Origin of the sequence: Paenibacillus protaetiae (genome assembly GCF_004135365.1) — a bacterium.
GTDB lineage: Bacteria > Bacillota > Bacilli > Paenibacillales > Paenibacillaceae > Paenibacillus_AP > Paenibacillus_AP protaetiae.
The window spans coordinates 1,383,260-1,407,145 of sequence record NZ_CP035492.1; the positions used below are offsets into that span (position 1 = coordinate 1,383,260).

Annotated in this window: 21 protein-coding genes and 2 pseudogenes; 2 read left to right on the forward strand and 21 right to left on the reverse strand. The window is 50.8% G+C overall.

What is annotated here, in order from left to right:
* Positions 1-116: 116 nt before the first annotated feature.
* From ET464_RS06160 to metH, 16 genes and pseudogenes are all read right to left on the reverse strand, one after another.
* Positions 117-1,150 (reverse strand): annotated as a pseudogene (locus ET464_RS06160) (glycoside hydrolase family 88/105 protein).
* Between the two features lie 35 nt (positions 1,151-1,185).
* Complete coding sequence (locus ET464_RS06165; RefSeq protein ID WP_129439208.1) at positions 1,186-2,022, reverse strand: carbohydrate ABC transporter permease; 837 nt, start codon at positions 2,020-2,022, stop codon at positions 1,186-1,188.
* Between the two features lies 1 nt (position 2,023).
* Positions 2,024-2,917 (reverse strand): carbohydrate ABC transporter permease, encoded by an 894-nt coding sequence (locus tag ET464_RS06170; RefSeq protein ID WP_129439210.1) that lies wholly within the window; start codon positions 2,915-2,917, stop codon positions 2,024-2,026.
* 363 nt (positions 2,918-3,280) lie between these two features.
* Entirely contained in the window at positions 3,281-4,834 is a 1,554-nt protein-coding gene (locus ET464_RS06175; protein WP_129439212.1) for a response regulator transcription factor, read from the reverse strand.
* Positions 4,827-6,569 (reverse strand): cache domain-containing sensor histidine kinase, encoded by a 1,743-nt coding sequence (locus ET464_RS06180; RefSeq protein ID WP_129439214.1) that lies wholly within the window; start codon positions 6,567-6,569, stop codon positions 4,827-4,829. The genes ET464_RS06175 and ET464_RS06180 overlap by 8 nt, the downstream gene beginning before the upstream one ends.
* Positions 6,570-6,628: 59 nt before the next feature.
* On the reverse strand, positions 6,629-6,832 hold the full coding sequence (locus ET464_RS20690; protein WP_341869755.1) for a hypothetical protein: 204 nt from the start codon (positions 6,830-6,832) through the stop codon (positions 6,629-6,631).
* 63 nt (positions 6,833-6,895) lie between these two features.
* Positions 6,896-7,003, reverse strand: a pseudogene (locus ET464_RS20695) (SAM-dependent methyltransferase); the annotation flags it as partial.
* Positions 6,976-7,644: a class I SAM-dependent methyltransferase gene (locus tag ET464_RS06185; protein WP_341869756.1), complete on the reverse strand. Its 669-nt coding sequence runs from the start codon at positions 7,642-7,644 to the stop codon at positions 6,976-6,978. The gene ET464_RS06185 and the pseudogene ET464_RS20695, both read right to left, overlap by 28 nt.
* 155 nt (positions 7,645-7,799) lie before the next feature.
* Positions 7,800-8,150, reverse strand: a complete 351-nt coding sequence (locus ET464_RS06190) for a cyclic-phosphate processing receiver domain-containing protein (RefSeq protein WP_129439216.1) — start codon at positions 8,148-8,150, stop codon at positions 7,800-7,802.
* On the reverse strand, positions 8,147-8,980 hold the full coding sequence (locus tag ET464_RS06195; protein ID WP_129439218.1) for a deoxyribonuclease IV: 834 nt from the start codon (positions 8,978-8,980) through the stop codon (positions 8,147-8,149). Before ET464_RS06195 ends, ET464_RS06190 begins: the two co-directional genes overlap by 4 nt.
* Before the next feature lie 6 nt (positions 8,981-8,986).
* Positions 8,987-9,799 carry a bifunctional DNA-formamidopyrimidine glycosylase/DNA-(apurinic or apyrimidinic site) lyase gene (gene mutM / locus ET464_RS06200; RefSeq protein WP_129439220.1) on the reverse strand — a complete coding sequence of 271 codons (813 nt, stop codon included), beginning with the start codon at positions 9,797-9,799 and terminating at the stop codon, positions 8,987-8,989.
* 43 nt (positions 9,800-9,842) lie between these two features.
* Positions 9,843-10,658, reverse strand: a complete 816-nt coding sequence (locus ET464_RS06205; protein WP_208543902.1) for a TIGR01457 family HAD-type hydrolase — start codon at positions 10,656-10,658, stop codon at positions 9,843-9,845.
* A gap of 98 nt (positions 10,659-10,756) precedes the next feature.
* Entirely contained in the window at positions 10,757-12,193 is a 1,437-nt protein-coding gene (locus ET464_RS06210; RefSeq protein ID WP_129439222.1) for a ribonuclease H-like domain-containing protein, read from the reverse strand.
* Positions 12,190-14,475, reverse strand: a complete 2,286-nt coding sequence (locus tag ET464_RS06215) for a DEAD/DEAH box helicase (protein ID WP_129439224.1) — start codon at positions 14,473-14,475, stop codon at positions 12,190-12,192. The genes ET464_RS06210 and ET464_RS06215 overlap by 4 nt, the downstream gene beginning before the upstream one ends.
* Before the next feature lie 246 nt (positions 14,476-14,721).
* Positions 14,722-15,648 carry a ribonuclease Z gene (rnz, locus tag ET464_RS06220; protein WP_129439226.1) on the reverse strand — a complete coding sequence of 309 codons (927 nt, stop codon included), beginning with the start codon at positions 15,646-15,648 and terminating at the stop codon, positions 14,722-14,724.
* Between the two features lie 162 nt (positions 15,649-15,810).
* Positions 15,811-19,251 (reverse strand): methionine synthase, encoded by a 3,441-nt coding sequence (metH, locus tag ET464_RS06225; protein ID WP_129439228.1) that lies wholly within the window; start codon positions 19,249-19,251, stop codon positions 15,811-15,813.
* 142 nt (positions 19,252-19,393) lie between these two features.
* On the opposite strand from metH, the gene ET464_RS06230 reads away from it, so the two are divergent.
* Positions 19,394-19,936, forward strand: coding sequence for a 1,2-dihydroxy-3-keto-5-methylthiopentene dioxygenase (locus ET464_RS06230; RefSeq protein ID WP_129439230.1), 543 nt, complete (start codon positions 19,394-19,396; stop codon positions 19,934-19,936).
* A gap of 106 nt (positions 19,937-20,042) precedes the next feature.
* On the opposite strand, the gene ET464_RS06235 is transcribed toward ET464_RS06230, so the two are convergent.
* The 4 genes from ET464_RS06235 to ET464_RS06250 all read right to left on the reverse strand — a co-directional run bounded on the left by ET464_RS06235 (position 20,043) and on the right by ET464_RS06250 (position 22,399).
* A complete protein-coding gene (locus ET464_RS06235) occupies positions 20,043-20,831 on the reverse strand; it encodes an HAD family hydrolase (protein WP_129439232.1) in 789 nt (262 codons plus the stop codon).
* Between the two features lie 33 nt (positions 20,832-20,864).
* Positions 20,865-21,371, reverse strand: a complete 507-nt coding sequence (locus tag ET464_RS06240; protein WP_244226696.1) for a hypothetical protein — start codon at positions 21,369-21,371, stop codon at positions 20,865-20,867.
* A gap of 90 nt (positions 21,372-21,461) precedes the next feature.
* Positions 21,462-21,653, reverse strand: coding sequence for a DUF896 domain-containing protein (locus tag ET464_RS06245; protein WP_129439234.1), 192 nt, complete (start codon positions 21,651-21,653; stop codon positions 21,462-21,464).
* 215 nt (positions 21,654-21,868) lie between these two features.
* Positions 21,869-22,399 carry a LysM peptidoglycan-binding domain-containing protein gene (locus ET464_RS06250; RefSeq protein ID WP_165279927.1) on the reverse strand — a complete coding sequence of 177 codons (531 nt, stop codon included), beginning with the start codon at positions 22,397-22,399 and terminating at the stop codon, positions 21,869-21,871.
* Here ET464_RS06250 and lexA point away from each other — a divergent pair.
* The gene (lexA, locus tag ET464_RS06255) at positions 22,392-23,015 is read left to right on the forward strand and encodes a transcriptional repressor LexA (RefSeq protein ID WP_129439238.1); all 624 of its coding nucleotides are present in this window, start codon (positions 22,392-22,394) and stop codon (positions 23,013-23,015) included. The genes ET464_RS06250 and lexA overlap by 8 nt on opposite strands.
* A gap of 274 nt (positions 23,016-23,289) precedes the next feature.
* On the opposite strand, the gene ET464_RS06260 is transcribed toward lexA, so the two are convergent.
* The gene (locus ET464_RS06260) at positions 23,290-23,697 is read right to left on the reverse strand and encodes a hypothetical protein (RefSeq protein ID WP_165279928.1); all 408 of its coding nucleotides are present in this window, start codon (positions 23,695-23,697) and stop codon (positions 23,290-23,292) included.
* Positions 23,698-23,886: the final 189 nt, after the last annotated feature.

Sequence of the window (23,886 nt, forward strand, 5' to 3'; positions counted from 1 at the left end):
TGTGCCGGAACGGTATTATGTTTTCCATGATTTAACTTGTATAACACAATTAAAACCTCTATATTGTTCAAATAAATCATAAACAATACAAAGGTTTTAATAATTAATTGTTATTATTAGGAAAATGTTCTGTTTTTCGATTTCACAAGCTCCGCCAAAAAGGCCAGCGCCAATCCTTGCCCCCAGCCTTGAACTCTTTTGTGGCCGGTGTTTTTGTAGCCATCCTTATCAAACATGACGGCTGTACCTGCGGAAACGTTCAATACAGCGCCATCTTCCGTAATTTGGGTTAATATTCCTGTAATCGACTTATTGATGTATTTATTATACAACGAGCCGAATGCAAACAATCCTGTTGCAATACCTGCAGATCCCGAAGTTTCCAAATAAGAGGTTGGATCATCCAATACGGTATGCCACAAGCCTTCATCCGACTGGAGGCGCACCAGCGTGCTCAGTTGGTCGCGAAGCGAACCTTCAATAATCATATAAGCCGGGTGAGCGACATGCACCTCCCGCAGCGCTTTCGCCATCGTTAACGCCGCCCACGAATTGCCGCGCGCCCAAAAAACGCCGGACATATGATTTTTGGCGATATTGTCCCAGCCGTGGTAATACAGATTCGTCACCGGATCCTGCAGGCATTCCTCGTGACCGTGATATTGGCGGATACCGTCTTCCATATATTCCTTGTTGCCGAGAAGCTTGCCCATACGGACCAGGAAATAACCGGCCATCATCATCGTATCGACCCATGCCTGCTCAGGGAACACGTACTCTTCAGAGTTGACCGTATGCTGGAAGATGCCGTCGCCGAAGCGGACAGCTTCATGCCGCAAATATTCGGCCATTTGGATCGCGATATTCAAATAGGTTTCGTCTTCCGTCGCTTTGTATAACGTAATCAGGCAGTGGCCGACCGATACGCCGTTTACGGACAGCTTAGGCAAGCCGTCCTCCAGCTTCTCGTCCACCCACGCTTTCAGCTTATCCATATAGGTCTTGTTGCCGGTTGCCTCGTAAGCTTCCGAAACACCGTAAAAAGCTACTCCCCCGGCCAATCCCATGTAAAATCCATCCGGAATGTCCGGTCTACCACCCGGTCAATCACCTTTAAAATTTCGTTCTCATCAAATTGCAATTGCGGCATCTGCATCGTCTCCTCCATGAACGTATTGATGATTACTATTTCAAACCGCTTGTGCTAATCCCTTCCACAATGTACTTCTGGAATAAGAAAAAGACGAGAAGCACCGGCAGCAAGCTGACAATCGACATCGCGAACATAGCGCCCCAGTTCGATAATCCTTCGCTGTCGAGGAACATTTTGAGACCTAGCGATACCGTATAGGAGCTTGGTTTATTCAAATAAAGCAGCGGCCCCATCAGATCTTCCCAGCGCCAGTAGAACGAGAAGATCGCGGCTGTCGCCAGCGAAGGAACGATAAGCGGAATAATAATCCGGAAAAACAAACCGAATTTGCCTACCCCGTCAATTGTAGCCGCTTCGTCCAGCTCGCGCGGAATGGAACGGATAAATTGCACCATCAAAAAGATGAAAAACGGGATACCGAAAAATTGCGGCACAACAATCGGCTTAATGGAACCTAACCAGTGCAGCTTGGAAAACAAAATGTATTGCGGCACAAGCACAACGTCATGCGGCAGCATAAGGGTAACCATCATAATGCCAAACCACACGCCGCGGCCGACAAACTTCAGCCTGGCAAAGCCGAAGGCAATAAAAGCCGAGGACAACACGGCGCCGATCGTCGAGATAATTACGATCTCCAGCGAATTATAAATATAATGGCCAAAGCTGATATCGGATGCGCCGCTCCAGCCCAGCTTATAATTTTCCCATACCCATGGATGCGGGATGAGCGATGTAGAGGTCGTGAAGATCGTGCTGCTTTTTTTAAAGGAGCTTACAAGCAGCCAGATTACCGGATACACCATCACAATCGCAAGCAAACCGACAAATAGATGATAGACAGGCCATTTTGTTTTTTTCCAAACCATATTAGCGGCCTCCTTCCGATTCGTAATGGACCCAAAGCCGCGAGGTAGCAAATACAACAGCCGTCAGCAAACCGACAATGATAAGCATGATCCAGGCCATTGCGGAAGCAAAGCCCATATCGAAGTAAACAAACGCCTGCTTAAACAAATAAAGTGAGTATAGCAGCGTGCCGTCCAGCGGACCGCCTTCGCCTTTCGAAATAATGTAAGCTGGAACAAACGTCATAAAGGCGCTGATCAGCTGCATCACGAGGTTAAACAAAATAATCGGCGTCAGCATCGGAATCGTAATGCTGAAAAACCGCCGGAAAAACCCGGCTCCATCTACACTGGAAGCTTCATACAGCTCGCTTGGGATGTTTTTTAACCCTGCCAGAAAGATGAGCATCGAGGAGCCGAACTGCCATACCGACAACGAGATCAGCATAAACAACGCTGCGGAAGGATTGCCGAAAAACCGGATCGGCTCGAAACCTAAAGCTGTGATCAGCCCATTGACAATACCGTTGTCGCCGAATACGTTGCGCCACATGATGGAAACCGCTACGCTTCCGCCAATAATCGACGGCAAATAATAAACGGTGCGGTAGATGCCTACCGCCTTCGTAGCGGTATTCAATATCATCGCTACAAACAAAGCGAATATAAGGCGTAAAGGTACGCCAATAAACACATAAATTAACGTCACTTTCAAAGAGTGGACATAACGTTTATCCTGGAACATCGATGTGAAATTATCTGCGCCCGACCATTGCGGAGTTGTCAGCAAATCATAGTCGGTGAATGAGAAATACAACGATGAAATCGCAGGATATAAAGTGAAAATTAAAAATCCGATAACGAAGGGCGCTATAAACGTGTACCCGATGAGATTGTTTTTCAGCGATAGCTTCATAGTCTCCAGCTCCTGTGTGAAGTTTGTTGTCCCCTGTCCCTCAAGGAACGCTTCAAGCTTGTACCGAATGGCAAGACAGCGTTTTCATTGCTGCGCAATAAAAAAGCGGTACTTATCGGACTAACGGGGTTCAAGTTCGGATCAGCGCTCATTTGTTTTACCTACCTTTCACGTCTAGGCTGCGGCATCTGGTATACCCTTCATCCATAATGGTAAAGGAATCCGGAGACAGCCGGAATTTAAAAAACCGCTTATTTTGTTAAAAAAACAGAGAAAGGCCTGCTCGTCAGAGCAGGCCTTTCTCAAACTATATGCTGTCGTTCATTTTTATCCGATGAAATATGGATGGATCATGTCCGGTTGTTACTTTGGCGCTTTACGGTACTCCGACGGCGTCTGGCCGGTGTATTTTTTAAACACCTGGCTGAAATATTGCGGATTATCGCCGAATCCAAGCTGCTCGGCAAGCTCAAATACTTTGACGTCTTCCGCCGCTTCGATAAGCTGAACCGCCTTCTCAATCCGCTGGCGCATGACAAAGTTGGAAAATTTCTCGCCGGTTTCTTTCTTGAACAGTTTGCCCAGGTAATCCGCATTCATATATAAAGTTTCGCTGGCGACCCAGTTGAGCGACAACAGCTCGTCGCCTATATTTTCGTTCACTACCTCTATCATCCGCTCGATAATGGAGGAATGTTTCGTTTTTTGCGTTTGGTGGTTAGCTGCCGCCACCGCTTTCGCAATATCGGTGACAAATTGCTGCGAGGCTTTAAGCGTATGCTGTTCGTCCAGCTTGGTTATAAGCTGCATGTACCGCCCCATCTCCTCCGGCCGGCTCTGCCGGGCAATTGTGATGAGCAGCGTCATGAGATAGGACCTGGTCATAACCGCGTCCATCCGGCTCCCGGCAAGCTCCTGGAAAAACAGCTCCAGCTCCTGCCCTGCCCCGTCCCAATTGCCCGATTTCAGATGCAAAGCCAGTTTCTCGTCATCATAATCCATAGCCGGAGCAGATTCGACATGCGCGATGTCTTTTTTCGATATAATGGTGCCTTCCCCGAAGTAAAAACGGTAATCCAAACATTCCATCGTTTCCCGGTACATAAACCGGGCATCCGTAATGAGGGAAGGGGCGCTTACTGCGATCGTCGAATCCTGCTTGTAGAAACGGATAAACGTCTCTTTAATAAGCTGCAGCTTCTCGAACAGCCACTCCTGCCGGTATGATTCCTTGAGCAGCAACAGCGCCTGCCCGCCGATGGTTGTGCCGAGCAGCACAATGGACTTGCCGAGCAAATCCTCCGCTATGTTTTTGATCGCAAACAGATGCTCATATTCGTATTCGCCTTCCGGCTGAAACAAGATGAGCTGCACCTGCTCTTTTTCGACCTCAATGCGGAATAGCCTCCGGTAGTCGTCCCAATCGCGTTGCCCGTATGTTTTATTCGTGACCAGCTCCTTCAGAAACTGCTCCTTGGCGTGAGGAAGCACCTTCGCCAGCTCCTGCTGCAGCCCTTGCATGAACTGCTCGCGGTGGCGTTTCCCCTCTAAGCCGGTTATCAATTCCTGCAGCGCTTCCAAAATGACATTCTCGTTGCAGGGCTTGAGCAAATAATGCTTGACGCCGTATTGCATCGCTTTGCGGGCATAATCAAATTCGCTGAAGCCGGATAACAAAATAAAACCCGTCCCCGGAAACAGCTCATACGCTTTCTCGACAAGCTGGAGCCCGTCCATGCCGGGCATTTTTATATCGGAAATGACGATGTCCGGCTTCAGCTTTTCCATCAGATCAAGCGCTTCAATTCCGTTTCTTGCCGTGCCCGCCAGCTCGGCGCCTTGCGACTGCCAGTTCACCATCGTCGATATGCCTTCCAGAATAATGCGCTCATCATCTACCAGCAATATTCTATACATGCTCATCCCTCACCTCATACGGCAAAACAAGCGTTACTTTGGTGCCTTGGCCGGGATCGCTTTCGATTTCCAAGCCGTATTCTTCGCCGTATAAAATTTTTATGCGCTCTTCAATGTTTTGCAGACCAAGCCCTGTGCCTTTTGGTTTTACAATTCCTTGCCGCAGCTTATTTACAAACTCCTTCTCCATGCCGGGACCGTTATCCTCCACGCTGATACGCAGCTTGTTTGCCGTAACAGCGGCAGCAAGCCGGATCGTGCAAGGCTCGATCATTTGCTCCAGTGCGTAGTTGATCGCATTTTCCACAAGCGGCTGGACCGATAGTTTCGGTATGCTGCAATAGTGCAGGTGAGAAGGCACATCGATATGGAAATCCAGCCTTTCTTCAAACCGGAACCGTTGAATCGTAATATAAGGATTGATAATTTCCAGTTCCCGGCTTAACGATATGACGGGGTCTCGCGTATTAATCGACAAGCGCAGCAAAGCGCCAAGCGACTCCACCATTTGCGAAATACGGGTCTGATTGCTCATTTTGGCCGACCAGTTGATCGTCTCCAATGTATTGTACAAAAAATGCGGATTAATTTGCGCCTGCAGCGCTTTAAATTGCGTATCCTTGATAGCCAGCTGCTTCACGTAATTTTCCTGGATCAGCTCGTTGATGCGTTCCACCATAATGCGGAAATTACGCTGCATTTGGCCAACCTCGTCCATCGGCAAAGCGCTGTTCTCCTCATCCTGGTAATCGAAATGGCCAAGCTGCACCCGTTTCATCTTGAGAGACAGCTTCTCTAACGGCACCGTAATCCTTCTCGAAATCTGATAAGCGAGCAGAACAGCCGCAACAAACAGCAAACCGTAAATAAGAATGACCGTGCTTTTCATACGGACCGTCGTATAAAAGATTTGATCATAAGGCGTCACGGTATAATACGTCCAGTCCGTATAAGCGGAAGACAGGTACGTGATAAAATACGATTTTCCGCCGTCGCGAATAATTTTATAGCCCTGCTGCTCCTTCTCCAGTGCCGTAAGCGTTTCCAATTTGATGTCCGTTTCCTGCTCCGGATATACGACTTCGTCGTCTTTCAAAATAATAAACTGAGAATCTTCATTATCCAACCCTTTGGCATAGTCGGAGAACAGCCGGCTCACATCAACGCGGATGGCCAATATGCCAAGCGTCTCCAAAGAAAGCTCCTCATACCTCCGAATATTTCTTGTAGCTGTAAGCGTACTGTCATTGTCATCCGGCGGAACCCATGTAATGCCGCCTTTATTTGCAACCGCTTCCCATTTCAGCCGCTGGAGCCGGGCCTGGTTTAAAGTAACAGGACGTGTGCCAACCGCATATTCCTTATCGTTGACGTCATACAGCTGCATCGACAAGACGTATTTATCCAGTGCGCCTAACTCCACCATCCGTTCGCGAATTTTCGTAAACGCCACATAACTCACATAATCCGTATCAGCCGTCCGAATATTCCACAAATGAGCTTGAATATCCGGGTCTGTCACAACGGAAAAGGAGAGAGTTGAAATTTTTTTCAGCTCGTTCTCCATCCCCATTGATGAGATGCTCAGCGCTTTGGACGATTCCTTATACATCACGCTGTCATACGTGCCAAACGCATATTGCAAAATAAAGTTGGTGATAAGCCCCAAACCGCCCATTAAGGCAGCAATTAACACGAAAATTTTATATTTGATCCGCATATTCGAAAATAGCATCCGGCTTGACCTCACAGTTGACCTCTCCTCTACAGACGGTCTGTTGCAGCAGCTGCGGCCTAATTTCTTTTGATCAAAAACAATGTAATCTCTTCGCGGTTATGAACGAGCTGCTTTGCCCGCTCCACTTTAAAAACAGTCTCCAGCTTCGCGATCACATCTCTAATCGTTTGCAAAGGCTTACGGTGCATCAGCTTAATCGTTATAACGGCCGATGCTTGAGGAGCAAGCGCCTCTTCAAGGCCAAGCACCAGCTTGACCATCTGCATAGGGCTCCAGCTCATGTCGCAAACAAGCAGATCGAATGATCCCGCTTGAAACTGCACATCCGCCGCATTGCGCTTCAAATAAGTAAGACGCGGATGTTTTTGGATTGATTCATGCAGTTCGGCCGGATCAATCGCCGTTACATGAAGTCCCCGTTCCAGCAGCAGCGAAGTCCAGCCCCCGGCGCCGCGCCGATATCAAGCGCAGAACGATAGGCCGACAAATCAAGGCCAAATACCCGCTCCGCCTCCAGCAGTTTAAACTTAGCCCGGGATATTTGCCCTTCTTCTTTCTGGAAACGGATCGCGCCTCCCGGCCAGTCCGACAGCATTTCCTCCGGTGTGCCGACCCCGATATACATTCTGCTATCCGCCGCATAAATAGCGATGATGTTGTCCGGCTGCTGCCGCACGATTTCCGCTCCGGCCGCCGTAAGGATTTCATCCACAATCGTTCTTGAATCGGCAGGCGAATAAGGATAACTTGTTTTGGCGCTTTTGCGCACATGAACAGCTGCCTTCCGCCCTGCCAAGCTGCCGGCCAAGTTCTGGACCGCTTTTGTCAAACTTGCCAAATCACTTTCATTGCCTTCAAGCTCCAATACTTCATCTACAGGCTGAATATGCCTTAAAAAAATCGGCGGATTCGCCGCGATCAGCCCGGCCAGCTGCTGCTTGTCCAGCGTGGTTTCAACAAGAAACACTTCCCCTGCCGCAAGCTGCGTGAAAGACCCGCCCCCCATCAGGCGCCTGAGCTCTTCTATCGCATACGGCGAGTAACCGTGATTAGCCGTGCCAATTAAACGCATTCACATTTCCTCCATCAAATAACAAAAATGCGCCTTGCCAAAGCAAGCAACGCATTATTATTGTAACATAAAATTCAAGCCGCCCAATAGCAGGAAATATAAGCGGCTATAATAAAAAACCTTGCAGCCGCTAACCGGCCGCAAGGTTTGTGCCTTTAGGAATGGGAATCAGCCGCATTTTGCGCAATTTGCAGCAGCAGCGAATCCGGCATCATATGATTGGACAGCCCCATATCGAGAGGGGCCGTTTCGGACAACATCGCATACATTTGCATTTTGCCATGCGTGCTGGAAGAATGCATATACACATGCTGCGGGTATTTGCCTGTCTCCACGATATATCTGGCGACCTCAAGGCCGGTTGGCTGGCCCCAGCCTAAATCAAAATCAAGCGATAAGATGCCGATTGGCTCCGAATCAATCAGCAGCTTGCATTCCTCGGCATTCCGGGCAAGGACAAACCCCTTCGGGCAGGCGCGGAAGTCGTCCAAATAGACATGAATCATAGCTGATTCCTCCATTTGCGCATTATATTTAATTGCTCCTCATAAGACCCGCCATCATCAGGAGACGTTTCCAATATAAAAGGCACGTTCATAAGCTCCGGCGCTGAAATAAGCCACTGCAAGCCGGCTTCTCCGATATGCCCTTGCAGCAGCCTGGCGTGTCTGTCCTTTTTTTGCCCGCAAGGATACAGGCTGTCGTTGAAATGGACGGCTGCAACCTGCTCCAGTACGCCCAGCTTTCGCGCTTTATCCGCCCATTCGGCTGAAACTTCGCCGCGCCATACGCCGCTCGCAAACAGATGGCAGCTGTCCAGGCAAAAGGCAAGTTTCTCCGGATAGCTGCTCAAACGGCGGATTTGCGCCAGCTCCTCCATGGTTGTGCCCATAAAGGTATGCTCGCCCGACTGCACTTCAATCAGCAGCTTTGCTTTTCCATTCCATGCTGCCGCTACGCGATTCAAGCAAGCAATAATATGTTGATAGCCGGTTAACGGCTCTGTGCCTTTATATACGCCAAAATGGACGACGATGCCGATCGAACCGCAGCTTTCCGCGATGTCCAGATCGTTCAGCAGAGACAATACCGTCCGGTCCTGCTGTTCTTCCGTATCGGCGGCCAGATTGGTAGGGTACGGCGTATGGGCCACCGTTACGATTTTGTGCTTCTCGCATAGAGCTGCGCATTCCAGCGCGTCTTTCCGGTCAAAACGTTTAACCGTCAGGCTCCGGGGATTTTTCGGAAAATATTGAAACGCCGTTAATCCGGCTGCTGCCGCTTCCCGGGCAGCTTTCGCATAACCGCCTTTAATGCTGACGTGGTAACCTAACATGCCCTGCTATTCCTTCTGGCAGGACGGGCACACGAAAGCTTTGCGCGATGCCACTTCGATCTGCTCGATTGTGCTTCCGCACCGGCGGCAGCTTTCTCCAGCCCGGTCATACACTTGGCACAACTCATCGTAGCCGCCTGTTAACGTATCGGCAGCGGTGAAAGGCTGATCCATGTAGCCGCCCCTTGCTATCGCTTCCTTTAACACACTATGCATGGATGTATGTAAACGTTCCCAATCGCCGGATTCCAGCGTTGGAATTTTGGCATCCGGCCGGATGGAGGCCGCATAAACGATTTCATCCGCATAACAGTTGCCGATGCCCGACAACACCTGCTGGTCTACAAGGGATGCTTTTAACGTTCCGCGTTTTTTGGCAAACAGATCGGCAAACTTAGCCGCATTCAGCCGCTTATCGAACGGATCGGGACCAAGCTTTGCCAGCGCGCCTTCCAGCTCCTTTACGGAAAGCAGATGCAAATGGCCCAGCCGCAGCCCGATAAAATACAGATTCCCGTGCTCAAAGCGGATTGTCACTTGTATCGTTCTGTCCGGCTTCTCTTCCTCCGATCCAAAAAACATGGACCCGCCAAGCATGAGATGAAGCTCCAGCCGCTTCCCGTTATCCAGATGGAATATCAAATGTTTGCCGCGCCGTTCCACATACCAGATTGTGCGGCCAACAAGCATTTGCTGAAATTCGTCCGGGCTTACGTTAATTGATTTATCCCGCGTTACTTCCGTTCCTGTAATGACTGCCCCGGCAATTTGCTCGTTCAGCAGTTTACGATACGTTTCCATTTCCGGCAATTCCGGCATTCCGACTCATTCCTTCCTGTCCCTGTCGCTTTGCTTCATACTCTTATAGCCCGATACGCGATAAAATATACGATTGCAGCTCATCCAGGCTGCCGCATATCAAATCCGGCTTACAGCCTGCCAGTTTGGCATAATGCTCATAGTTATCTCTGGTCGTCAAACCGGTTAATACAAGTGCCGTTCCGCATCCGGCTGCGATACCGGCGGCAATATCCGTCGCCATGTTGTCGCCGATGACCCAAATACCGCCCGGCTCCATCCCGAGCTGCTGCAGTGCATAATCCATCAATATCGACGAAGGCTTCCCGATGACGACCGGAACTTGTCCCGAAGCGGCCTCGATCATCGCGCCGATCGAACCGGCACCCGGCTGCAAGCCGGATTCGCCCGGCAGCAATAAATCGGGATTGGTCATTACCGATACTGCGCCAGCCCGAATGAATCGGACTGCCGCAGCCACGCGGCTGTAGCTCAGCTCGCGGTCGATCCCCTGCACGACAAAATCCGGCTGCTCCTCTTCCGTCAGCCGCAGTCCCGCTTCCGCCACAGCCTGTTTAAGACCGGCTTCTCCGACAACATACACCGATGCTCCCGGTTTCCGCTGCGCGATATACTGGGCAGCCGCTAAAGATGAAGTGCACACCTCATCCGGCTGCGCCTCGATCCCCATGCCATTTAATCTTGCTGCAACCTCCTCCGGAGAAACGGAGGAATTGTTCGTCACGAACCGGAAAGGCAGCCGGTTGGCCCGCAGCGCAGCCAACAGCCGGTCCGCACCTTCAATCCGTTTGGATCCGTGATATAACGTTCCGTCCAAGTCTATCAAAAAACCGCGCATCGCGGTTGGTTTCAATGGCATACCTGCACTCCCCTATATTGCCCGTGCCCGAAGCATCGCCCGATCCAGCCGGTTCACGCTGCCGTTAGCCGCAGCCTTCCGTTTAACGCCGACCATCGCTAACGTTGCGCCGCCGCTTTGCGGTGAAGCCGGTCCAGCCGCCTGCGCAGCGCATCAAGCTCGGCTCTTCGCTTCGGATTCATCCGGCCGGCCAACGGATGGCTAACCGCCAGTTCCAGCGCTTCTTTCGTGTAATAAATGGCAAGCTCTATATTTTTAATCTTATGCTCGTAATACATCGCCAGCTCGACATAAGCTTCCTGCTGATTCGCTCCGAACGCAGATTGCGCGTCAATAGCCTTCTGCCACAATAACACAGCACGGCTCCAATTTCCAGCTTTCTTGTCTCTTGCCGCCAGCAGCAGCAGTGCCGAATAAGCAGTCCTGCCGCTCATCCCGGCAGCTGCGCTGAACATCCGTTCCGCCTGCTGCCGGGCACCCATCCGCTCCAGCCATAAGCCCGTCCGGACCAGTTCTTCCGGCTCTGACGGAAGCGGCAGCTTGGCTGCACGCTCATCGCCCAGCAAATAACCAAACCGGACTGCCAGACAGGCAAGCGACAGCATATCAATTTCATTGTGCCGGAAGACGCCTTCCAGCGGCCCGGGCTTGCCGTCCGCCAAAAACTGAAAATAAAGCTGCGGCGCCAGCAAGCCCGGCACATCGTCTTGCCTTGCAATGCCAAGCCGCGACTCCTCCACATAGCTCAGCTTGCAGGAAGGAAGCGTATTGCGCCAAATGCTCCTCGCCGGATGCAAAAAATCAAGATGGAGCGGCTGCCAGGTCCGATTCCGAAAGCCGTTTAGGATGAACCGGTTTTGCAGCACCGGCCAGTCAAAAGTTCGTCCATTGTACGTTGCGAGGAAACGAAAGCGGCTGACCAGCCCGTCTAAATAATCCAGCATCGCCCGCTCTTCAGCAGGATGGCGGATAAGCGCCTGCTCGATTGTAAACTGCCCGGCTCCCGCATAACCAAGCCCGATCATAAACGGAACATTGCCCGCTCCTACGCCAAGGCCGGTTGTTTCCAGGTCGAGAAACAAGATGTGCTTATCGTCTACCGGCTCGCCGGGATGAAAAGCGGACAAATGGGCGGCTGCATCCGCCAGCTCAGCCAAATGATGCGTACCATGCCGATAATCGGCGGCATAGGTGACGCGGCGCAGCAAAAAGCTTCCCATTTCGTTATGGATCAGCTTTACACCGAGCTTCGCCCATTCCGGGCCAAGCTCGTCCTCTTCTTTCTCCTGCGACGGCGGCGGAGAAGGCTGCGCCCCCGCTCTGGCCGGATTTGCTGCTGCGGAGGGCGTTAGTCCAGGTGCTGCAACAGCAGCCTCGGCCGAACAAACTTCGCCTGCGCCCGACTCAGGCGAAGCAGGGATAACGGCGGCAGCTGATGCTTCCGTTATCCCCTTCTCCGCGGCCGCGGCCGTCTCAGCCGGCAGTGCGGAAGCATCCCCGCGCAGACGGCTCATTCGTTCACGCAAGCCGCTCATAATGCGCCGCCTGTTCGCTCAAGCAGCGACAACGCCTGCTGCTTGCCAAGCAAACCAACTTCTTCAATCGGCCCAACACAAGCCGGGCAACCGCTTAGGCAGGTGCAGGAGCGAATCACTTGGGCTGCTTGGCGCAGAAGCTCGTCATGAACTTCATACAGCCGCTCGCTCAGCCCGATTCCTCCCGGATACCGGTCGTAGAAGTAGATTGTCGGCTTTTGCGTATGGACCGCTTTCACCTGCGGCACGACGCGGATGTCGAACGGGTCGCACATCAAATAAAGCGGCGCGATATGAACCAGCACGTTGGCAATGCCAAGCAGCGCAAACTGCATTTCGTTTTTGCTTTTGCCTTCTGCCGCCTCATCACTGAACGAAAACCAGTAGCTGCTTGTATGGAGTTCCTCCTCCGGCAGATGGATCGGGCCGGAGCCGATATTTTCATGCGTGCGCAGCCGAATTTTTTTAAAGATAGTAGGCTTCGAATTGACGGTCACTTCTCCATATTGCCGGAGCAGTTCGCCGGATTCCGCTTCTTTGTCGACATGCAGCACCTTCAGCTCCACAGCCAGATTGGCATCCGTGTAATAATCCACGTTGACTTCCCGCACGTATGCTTTTTTCTCAGGGTAATCCAGCTTCTCAACCTGGTACTGCACCCCTTCGTGGATATAGATGGCTTCCTCATGAATAAGAGTCGGAGCGCCAAACCGGTCAACCTCGCCAAGTACCCGGCTGCCGTTGGTGATATCAATAATGACGAAATTTTCCTGCGCAGCGGAGCGGAGCGAAATATTGTGGGCCGGGAACGACTGCTCCATCCAAAACCAGCGGTCGCCCGCGCGGTGCAGCACCTTCTCCTCCACCAGAAATTCCATCATATCTTCCAGCCGTTCTCCGCCAAACGTTTCTCCCGCTTCGAACGGCAGCTCGTATGCCGCGCATTTGACATGGTCAATCAGTATAAGCAAATTATCAGGATGAATAAGGGCGCGTTCCGCCGGCCGGTTAAAAAAGAAATCCGGATTCTGAATAATGTATTGATCGAGCGGATTGCTGCTCGCAACGAGGAACGTCACCGAGCTTTCCTGCCTTCTCCCTGCCCGACCCGCCTGCTGCCACGTGCTCGCAACCGTTCCCGGATAGCCGTTCAGCACGCATGCCTGCAGCTGGCCGATGTCAATGCCAAGCTCCAGCGCGTTCGTGCTGACAACGCCGCGGATTTGGCCGCTGCGCAGCCCGCGTTCGATTTCCCGGCGCAGCTTGGGCAAATAACCGCCCCGGTAGCCGCGGATCGTCGGCGCATCCAGTTTGTCCTTGATCAGCTCCTGCAAATAGGTAAGCAGCAGTTCGACCCGTACTCGGCTGCGGGCAAACACGATTGTCTGCACGCCCTGCTGCAGCAGCATCGCCGCCAGCTTGCGGGTTTCAAGGACACTGCTGCGCCGAATGCCCAGCTGCTTATTGACAACAGGGGGATTATAGAAAATAAAATGTTTTTCCCCCATTGGAGCCCCATTGTCGTTGATCAGCACAACCTTGTCTCCGATCAGTCTCTCCGCGTGCTCTCCCGGATTATCTATGGTTGCCGAAGCGCAAATAAATTGCGGATTGGAACCGTAAAACCGGCAGATCCGCTTCAGCCTGCGCACCACATTGGCGACATGGCTTCCGAATACGCCGCGATACGAATGCAGCTCGTCGATAACGATATATTTCAAGTTCTCGAACAGCTTGACCCATTTGGTATGATGCGGCAAAATTGCCGAGTGCAGCATGTCCGGATTCGTGACGACAATATGTCCCGCATTGCGGATCACTTGCCGTACTGACGGAGCCGTATCCCCGTCGTATGTATGCGTCTTAAGATCAACATCCATTAAATCGGCCAGCTCCTGCAGCTCGGCCACCTGGTCCTGGGCCAGCGCTTTCGTCGGAAATAAATACAACGCCCGGCCTTCCCCGTTCTCCAGCAGCGATTGCAGAACCGGCAAGTTGTAGCACATCGTTTTGCCGGATGCCGTTGGCGTTACCGCCACAATGTGGCTGCCGTTTCTTACGGCGGCATAGCTTGAGCTTTGGTGTGTATATAAACGATTAATCCCCTTGGTGGCAAGCGCTTCTTTCAGCTTTGGATGCAAATCATCCGGCGTAGCGGCGGTTTGCGCTTCTTTGGCTTCAATCGTTCTCCAATGCGTTATATTATCCATAACGGCTTGATCCTGCTTCAGCAGCTGGAGCCACTCCTCGAGCCCGGAGGTTTTCCCCGTCCAGCGATTCATAACCGTCCTCTCCTTTGTTCCATGCATAATGCCTGTTTACTGTCCATTCTACAGAATACATGTTCGCACCGCAATTGGTTTATTTTCCTTATATTTGCGTCATACCCATTCGGCCCGGCAGCTGAAAGGCCCTCCCCGTTCAGTACGGGAAGGGCCTTATGATTTGCTTTTATGTATAGGTTCAGTCCAGTACATGATACAGCTTATCAGCAGTCGCGCTGTAAACGCCGCTTTCGCTTCCGAAGGTTAATGAACGCATGGGATATGAATATGCATCATATCAAATGCAGCAGCGGATGCGGGAAAAACCGTCTTCGCTTCATCTTCCAGCGCCGGCATATCCTCTCCCCGAAATCGGGAGCTGAAGTGGGTCATTACCAGTTGACGGGCGCCGGCTTCTTTGGCCGCCTGCGCAGCCTGCAGCGTTGTGGAATGCCCGTAATCGTATGCTTTTTCCTCCTGGCCTTCGGCAAACGTGGCCTCATGCACCAGCAAATCAGCTCCTGCAGCAAGCTTAACCGCGTTATCGCATGGCCGCGTATCGCCAAGTATCGTCACCACGCGGCCCTTCACTGGCGCGCCAACTACATCAGATGAACGGATAAGGGTGCCGTCCGGCAGCTCCACATCACGGCCGTTTTTCAGCTGGCCATATAAAGGTCCGCTTGGCACGCCGAGCCGCTTCAGCTTCTCGCCGTCCAGCTTGCCGGGGCGGTCCTGCTCCGTAACACGGTAGCCGAAACATTCAATCCGGTGGTCAAGCAGCGCGGCCTCAACCTTGTATTGCTCGTCTTCATAAACGATGCCTTCCGAAATTTCCGTAATGATCAGCTCATATTCAAGCCGGGAACCGCTTATTTCCAGCGCTGTTGTGACAAGCTGTTTAATGCCCGGCGGGCCAAACAGCTTCAGCGGCTCCTTCGTTTCAAAATATGACCGGCTGCTGAGCAGGCCAGGCAAGCCAAATGTATGGTCGCCGTGTAAATGCGTAACAAATAGCATCGTCAGCTTGCTCAGCTTCAGCGGCGAATGCAGCAGCTGGTGCTGCGTCCCTTCCCCGGCGTCAAACATCCATATTTCACATCTTGGATCCGGCAGCTTCAGCGCAATGGACGTCACGTTGCGTTCTTTTGTCGGACGGCCCGCCGCAGTGCCTAAAAACCATAAATCCATCGTTCCACCACCTCATTATGTAGCATATCCATCTTTCCGCTTATACTCACGAGCGGCTATACCGGATCGCTGAATGGAAAAGGAAGAGCATCCCGCTTGCCGCAGGACGCTCCTTTTCCTTTACGTTATGCCGCACGGCACTGCTTGTCTGCCAGCCGTTTGTTAAGCTTTATCCACATTAAAGTATTGCGCTTGCGGATGGGAGAAGACCATAGCCGATACCGATGCCTCGGGTTCCATCATAAAGCCTTCCGTCAGCTCAACGCCGATGTCTTCCGGTTTCATCAGCTCAAACAATGGGCCTTGATCCTCGAGATTCGGGCAGGCCGGGTAGCCAAACGATACACGGATGCCTTGATAACGGGCGCCAAAACGCTGCTTCATCGTCATTTCCGGCGGGTCCGGATATCCCCAAGCATCACGCATCATATGATGAATACGCTCCGCCATGCCCTCGGCCACTTCCAGCGCAACCGCCTGCAAGGCGTGCGAGCGCAAATAATCGCCTTGATCCTTCCATTCGTTCGCCAGTTCGCGAACCCCTTGGCCGGCTGTTACAACGAGGAATCCGACATAATCCATAATACCGCTCTCCACCGGCTTCAAATAATCCGCCAGGCACAAATACGGCTCGACCTGCTGGCGCGGGAAGCTGAACCGCTTGATCACTTCACCCGGATGCTGTGGATCATAGATAAGAATATCATTGCCCGAAGACTGCGCCGGGAAAAACCGGTACATGCCATGCGCCTGCAAGATGCCGGTCGCTGCCGCTTCCTTCAGGATAGAATTCACCGTTTCCTTCAAATGAACGGCCTTGTCGTTGCCTTCCTTCAGCAGCTGCTCGACATTGCCCTTCAACCCAAGATGGTGGCCAAGCAGCATTTGCATGTTGACATAAGGCTCAACTTGCGGAATCGGGACGTTGCGCAGCACGTGGCGTTCCAAATCCGGCGGAATGTAGACCGGATTATCCTGTGCAATGCTGGAGCGGACCGCACGCGTCAGCACCGGCAGCTCCTTTTTCGCTTCTTCCTCAACCGGACCTTGCGCCTTCCATTCGGCAAGCTCGGTTTCAAGCGTTTGCCTATGTTCAGGATTCATCAGCTTGTTTGCAATATCCAGGCCGTCCATCGCATCTTTGGCATACATGACCAGCCCGTCATACTCCGGGCCAATCCGGTTTTTGGTAAATTTGCGCGTCAGCGCAGCTCCGCCGACCATAATCGGCGCATCAATGCCGGCATTGCGCAAGTCTTGCGCCGTTACGACCATCTGCTGGGCGGATTTGACGAGCAGGCCGGACAAGCCGATAATGTCGGCTTTTTCTTTCCGGTAAGCTTCGATGAGCTGCTCCGGCGGCACTTTTATGCCCAGATTGACGATTTCGTAACCATTGTTGGACAATATAATTTCGACCAGGTTTTTGCCGATGTCATGCACGTCGCCTTTGACCGTTGCCAGCATAATTTTACCTTTGACCGACGATTCGTTTTTCTCCATAAACTGTTCCAGGTGCGCGACAGACGCCTTCATAACTTCGGCGCTTTGCAGCACCTCAGCGACAATGAGCTCGTTGTTGTTGAAGAGGCGGCCAACCTCCTCCATCCCTTTCATAAGCGGCCCGTTAATAATATCTAGCGCGGAATATTTTTGCAGCGCCAAATCCAGGTCAGGAATAAGTCCTTCTTTGGTGCCTTCCACCACATAAGAAGCAAGCCTCTCTTCCAGCGAAAGATTCGTTGCTTTCTCTTTTTTGGCCACCTTCTTATCGCGGAAAGCCGCTACGAAGGCTGCAAGTGTCTCGTCGTTCGTATCGTACAGGAGCGCTTCGGACAGACGGCGTTCCTCTTCCGGAATGGAAGCGTAACGCTCCAGCTTTTCCGTATTGACAATCGCATAATCAAGCCCCGCTTTTGTGCATTCGTACAAAAAGACCGAATTCAACACTTCACGGCCCGCTTCCGGCAATCCGAACGAAATGTTGCTGATCCCGAGAATGGTCTGGCACTCTGGCAGCCGTTCTTTAATGAGGCGAATGCCTTCAATCGTTTCCTTCGCGGAACCGATATATTGCTCGTCGCCTGTTCCGACCGGGAATACTAGCGGGTCAAAAATGATATCTTCGGCGTTCATGCCGTATTTGTTCACAAGCAGATCATGCGAACGCAACGCAACTTCCAGCTTATCTTCCCGCGTAATCGCTTGGCCGCGTTCGTCAATCGTGCCGACGACTGCCGCCGCGCCATATTTATGGATAAGCGGCACAACCTTCTCGAACTTCTCTTCGCCGTCCTCGAGGTTGATCGAGTTAATGATCGCCTTGCCCTGCGAATATTTCAGAGACAACTCAATCACTTTGGCATCCGTCGTATCAATAACAAGCGGAACCTTCACTTTTTTGACGACCAGCTCTAAAAACTTCCGCATATCTTCCGCTTCTTCGCGGTCCGGGTCCTGCAAACAGACGTCAATGACATGCGCACCGTTTTTCACTTGCGCACGGGCAATCTCAGCCGCTTCCTCATATTTGCCTTCGGCAATGAGCCGCTTGAATTTGCGGGAGCCAAGCACATTTGTCCGCTCGCCGACCATATATGGACGGTTCTCCGATTCAATATAAACAGCATCAATACCCGATACAGCCGGGGGATGAATGCCCGCTGTTTTACGCGGCGCATATTTCGCCATCGTTTCGGCTAAAGCGCGAATATGTGCAGGTGTCGTACCGCAGCAGCCGCCGGCAATATTCAGCCAGCCCTGCTGGGCGAAAGCTTCCATTTTCCGGGCAAGCGATTCCGGCGATTCATGATAATGCCCGTTTTCATCCGGCAAGCCTGCATTCGGGTAGCAGCTAATCGCCGACCGGGAAATTTCGCTTAATGTACGGATGTGATCGCGCATAAATTCCGGTCCTGTTGCGCAGTTTAAGCCGATCGAAATCGGCTGCAGATGCTCCAGCGAAATATATAATGAATCAATAGGCTGGCCGGCCAGCGTTGTTCCCATCGGCTCAATCGTGCCCGAGATCATGATTGGCAGCACTTTACCCGTTGCAGCAAACGCATTGCGGATGCCGATGCTGCCTGCTTTCACATTCAGCGTATCCTGCGAAGTTTCCAGCAGCAATGCATCCACATCGCCTTCAATCAATGCAACGGCCTGCTCGAAGTAGCTGTCGACCAGCTCATCGAAGGTTACACCGCCCGTTACGGACAAGGTTTTGGTCGTAGGTCCAAGCGCACCCGCTACATAACGGGGTTTATCCGGTGTTGAATATTTATCCGCCGCATCACGGGCCAGTTTGGCCGCTGCCAGGTTAATTTCCCGGGCTTTTTCCGGAATATCGTATTCAGCCAAGACGACGCTAGTCGCACCAAACGTATTGGTTTCCAAAATATCGGCGCCGGCCTCCAAATATTGCTCATGTATGCTTTGAATGACATCCGGCCTTGTCAGCACGAGAATTTCATTACAACCGTCCAGTTCTTCTCCGCCGAAGTCCGTTTCCGTCAACCCAGCCTGCTGGATCATCGTTCCCATTGCGCCATCCAAAATCAAAATGCGTTGCTTCATCAACTGCTGTAACGTAGGTTTTGACAATGTGTACACCCTTCCGCGAAATCATTGAAATATAGTTTAACAGAATAAACTTGACGTGAAAAGGTAAACCGTCGACAATAAGTTTAGGATGGCGTATAATAAACGCAATCAGTTAAATCCTATTGGAAAAGAGGGAATAAAGTTGGCACAAATTCGGATCCGAAACACCAACGAACGCATTGAGAACGAAGCTGACGTAAAAGCTTTTCTTGACCAACAAGAAGTCCTTTACGAACATTGGGATATGAGCAAACTTCCCGCTGAACTGCATGATAAATTTGTACTTAGCGATGATGAGAAACAGCAAGTATTGAATACATTTGACAGCGAGATTAAAGATTTGGCAAGCCGCCGCGGCTACCAAATTTGGGATCTCATTACGTTGTCCGATGCTACGCCTAATTTGGACGACCTGCTGCAAAAATTTGAAGCGGTTCATACCCATTCCGAAGACGAAATCCGCGCGATTACAGCTGGTAAAGGCATCTTTATCATTAAAGGCGCCGGCGATACAGGTTACTTTGATGTTGAGCTTGAAGCAGGCGACGTTATTTCCGTTCCGGAAAGCAAACCGCATTTCTTCACGCTGATGGAAAACCGCAAAATCGTTGCCGTTCGCCTCTTTATCGAAAAAGAAGGCTGGGTTGCTTCGCCGTATGACGACCCTGAGTTTGTAAAAGCGTAATAACTTCGCACACATAAAAAACGCTCTTGATCCGGAAGGATCAGAGCGTTTTTTCATGTGTGCTGTCCATGGCGGGCTTCTTCGTAATCAGAATTCAGCCAGCCAGTTATCTGTCGAGTAATGTAAACAACTCTTCCAAATGTTTAATTTCATAGGTAGGTTTAATTTCCGTATCGGCTTTCATGCCGTGGCGGTTAATCCATACGGAAGGAATACCTACGGAATTTGCCCCTTTAATATCGGTCGTCAGCTTATCGCCAACCATAATTGCTTCATCGGCCTGCACGCCAAGTTTACCAAGCGCATGATGGAAAATGGCCGAAGACGGTTTACCTTCTCCGAAATCCCCCGAGATGATAATGTGGTCGAAATAGGCAAGCAGTCCGTCAACGCCGTTCAGCTTCTCTTTTTGCAAATCCGGGGAACCATTTGTTAAAAGCAGCAGTTTATATTTGCCCTTCAAGGCGTCGAGAACACGGAATGTTTCTTCATAAACGATCGGACGCAAACGTCTTTCCGCCGGGAATTGCTCGGCCAGGCGTGCGCCAAGCGCCGCATCGTCAACACCGATAGCTTTCAAGCCGCGTGTCCATGCTTCTTTGCGGTATTCCGGCGCAAGACGTTCAAGCTTGCGGAACTCATCTTGTTCGCCTTCCTTGAATTGCGCCCACAACGCCTCAAACGGATTAATGCCAATCATTTGCGTAAAAGGGAATGTCTCAAACGATTGATACAGCTCTCTCGCTTCTGCCCGGACAGCCTCCTCAAGCTTCTCGGGATCCACGCCGGCAACAGCGGCTGCCGCCTCGCAAGTTGCGGCAAAAGCTTCACGCACGCTGCGTTCATCCCATAGCAAAGTATCGTCCAAGTCAAATAAAACTGCTTGTTTAGCCATCTCTCTGCAACTCTCCCATGATAATCGTTATATTTATTTTTCTATAAGATTAATGTGGTTCACTTTGGCAAATTCCTTCAACCGCTCAGCTATTACAGCCGTCGGATAACGGTTGAGCAGCCGGTTAAACATCCAGTTTGCTCCTTTGACCTGTTCAATCAAAATCGAACCGTCCTGAACGGTAATGCTTTTAATGCCGGAAGCGTTAATCCGTTTATCGCCGGTCATCCGTCTCGTCTGCACGTAATCTTTGCCGATCTTCAAATAAGGGCGGCGCAGGAAGAAGACAAGCGCCATCACAATGTATGCGGCAACCGTAATCCATTCGATCGTCCTGAACGTTACACCGGATATTAAAGATGTAATCAAGTAAATCCCGATAAAGAACAGCAGAAATACAGGAAGGATAATACTGCGGCCGTAATAGCGGTCAGATTTATCTCCGCCGGTAACAACTTGTTCTTTCCCCTGTTTTTTTCGTTGATTGTTTAGCTGCGTCATATTTTTACGAACTTTTCGTTCCCACGAACGTGATGACAATGGACATCCCCCTACATATTATATATTCGGCTGCATTTCCGCGGCGGCTTAACGGTTACATCCGGTACCCGCTGCCATCCACGGTTAACGTTATCCGCGTTTGGACTGATCATCCGCATCATCCACAATTTCGATCGCATCCAGCTGTTGTCTGAAGTTGCGGCGGAAGTTTTCCAAATACCGTTTTCTAAGCTCGTCCCGTTCCGCCAGTTCGGCTTCATTTAAGCCAACGGTTTTGTGCTTGCGCGACAGCTCATTGATTCTGGCAATAACCTGCTCCATCCTCTCGCTCCCCTCCGTGTTGTATGTGTTTTCTTTGTCCTTCTCTATTCATACGAGCGGAAAAGATTCTACCTTCTATTTTGGCTTTTTCAGCGGCTGCTTGTCAAGGAGCCTGCCTGCCCCGGCGAATAGGAAAAAAAGCTCTAAGATGCCATTTCGACGGCAGCATCTTAGAGCTTTAAAGATAGTAGGCAACAAATGAACAACTGCTCCTCTTAACGGACGGGGATAATAATTGTTTGCCCCGGATGGATCAGCGCCGAATCCAAGTTGTTCCGTTTCTCGATGTCAAAAATTAACCGGCGGACATCCTCCTGCCCATTCACGTATTCATTAGCAATATCCCAAAGCGTATCGCCGCTGCTGACCAAAACAACGGTCTCGCCGGCAGTGGCCTGCTCAGGCGTCTCCGTCGCAGCGCTTGTAGCCATCAGCAAAAAGCTGGAAAACAACACGGCAGCCACAATAACGGTCACGGCTATTTTAATCAGATGACGACGCACAAAAGTGATTGCTGGCGTCGGCTTCTTGCCCGATTGATCTTGATGGATTGTACGATAAAACGATGGATTCATCATCATATTCAGCACCCCAAACATTTGTTCTGTTTGTAGAATATCACGAACAAGTGTTTGCGTCAACGGAAAGATGCGAACTTTTGTACTCAAGAACTTATGTTTGTACGAACTCCGGTTCTGTGCTATACTTTTCTTCAAACTTACTAATGGAGTGATCTCATTGTCCAAACTTTCCAACCGCCAACAAGCGATTCTTGAATTTATCAAGAATGAGGTTCGGGATAAAGGATACCCGCCATCCGTCCGTGAAATTGGCGAAGCGGTCGGCTTAGCATCAAGCTCAACCGTTCATGGGCATTTGGATCGGTTGGAGAAGAAAGGACTTATCCGACGCGACCCCACCAAGCCGCGCGCGATTGAAATATTGGATCAGGACAATGATCTTGTTTCCGCATTGCGCACCCCTGTTGCCCAAGTGCCGATTGTCGGTAAAGTAACAGCAGGCGTACCGATTACCGCTACGGAAAACATTGAAGAATATTTTCCGCTCCCTTCGCATTTTGTCGGCGATAATGACGTGTTTATATTAAATGTTATTGGCGAAAGCATGATCGAAGCCGGCATTCATAATGGCGATTATGTTATCGTCCGCCAGCAAAGCACCGCGACGAACGGTGACATCGTCGTAGCGATGACCGAAGACGACGAAGCAACGGTTAAGACGTTCTATAAGGAAAAGGATCATATTCGACTGCAGCCGCAAAACTCGACGATGAGTCCGATTCTGCTCAAAAACGTTACGATTCTTGGCAAAGTAATTGGACTTTTCCGCGATATCCATTAATCCGCCGGCGTGTACGGCTACATAACCAGTGAAAAGCCCCGAACGCAGCTTGTTTGCCGCTTCGGGGGCTTTTTCCTTTTTTACTGCTCTTACACGATAAAGACGTAATGATCTCGTTTTATGGTTTCAGTCCGGATCATTCTCCCTATCACGTACGCTGCCGTTCAAAATAACCCCAAAAAAATACAGTACCGGCAAGAAATATATCCCCGCCGATACTGTCTGTGATATTCAAACTCGCATCGTTTATGCCATAAGGCTTAACATCCATTCATTATACCGCTATTTGAGGAGGTTCTGGCTCCGGTTCGACATTTACTACTTGCTGCTGCTGTTGCTGCTGTGAATCAATTTGCTCTTGCATTTGCTGCAGCTGCTGTTGCTGCTGCTGGATATGGGTTTGGACAAGAGTGAACAATTGAAGCTGGATTTGTTGGTGAGATAGCTCGAAGCTTTGAATCTGAGACTGCACTTGAGTCTGAAACTGCAATTGCTCTTGCAGTTGTGCGCTAAACTGATTTTGCAACTGCTGTTGGGCTTGCAATTGAGCCTGCAGCTGCGCTTGAGCCTGCTGAATGGTTTGCAAAATCGCAAACTGAAGCGTTCTGCTTGGTTTCGTGCATGTTTTCACAACTTTTCGCTGAGTTTTCTTCTTGCCATGTTTTACAGCACAGCCCGCCATATCCGTTATACACTTCCTTCTTTTATATTCAGACATCCCTTTATAAATATGAAAAAAAAGAAGATTCGGACATGGCTGATGACAGGGGGTTATAGCATAGTTTAGTAGTTGAACAAGCCGATACAAGGTTTCGAATGCCTGCCAAATCAAAAAAACCCTTTGGCGCTTAAAGCGCCAAAGAGTTTCCCT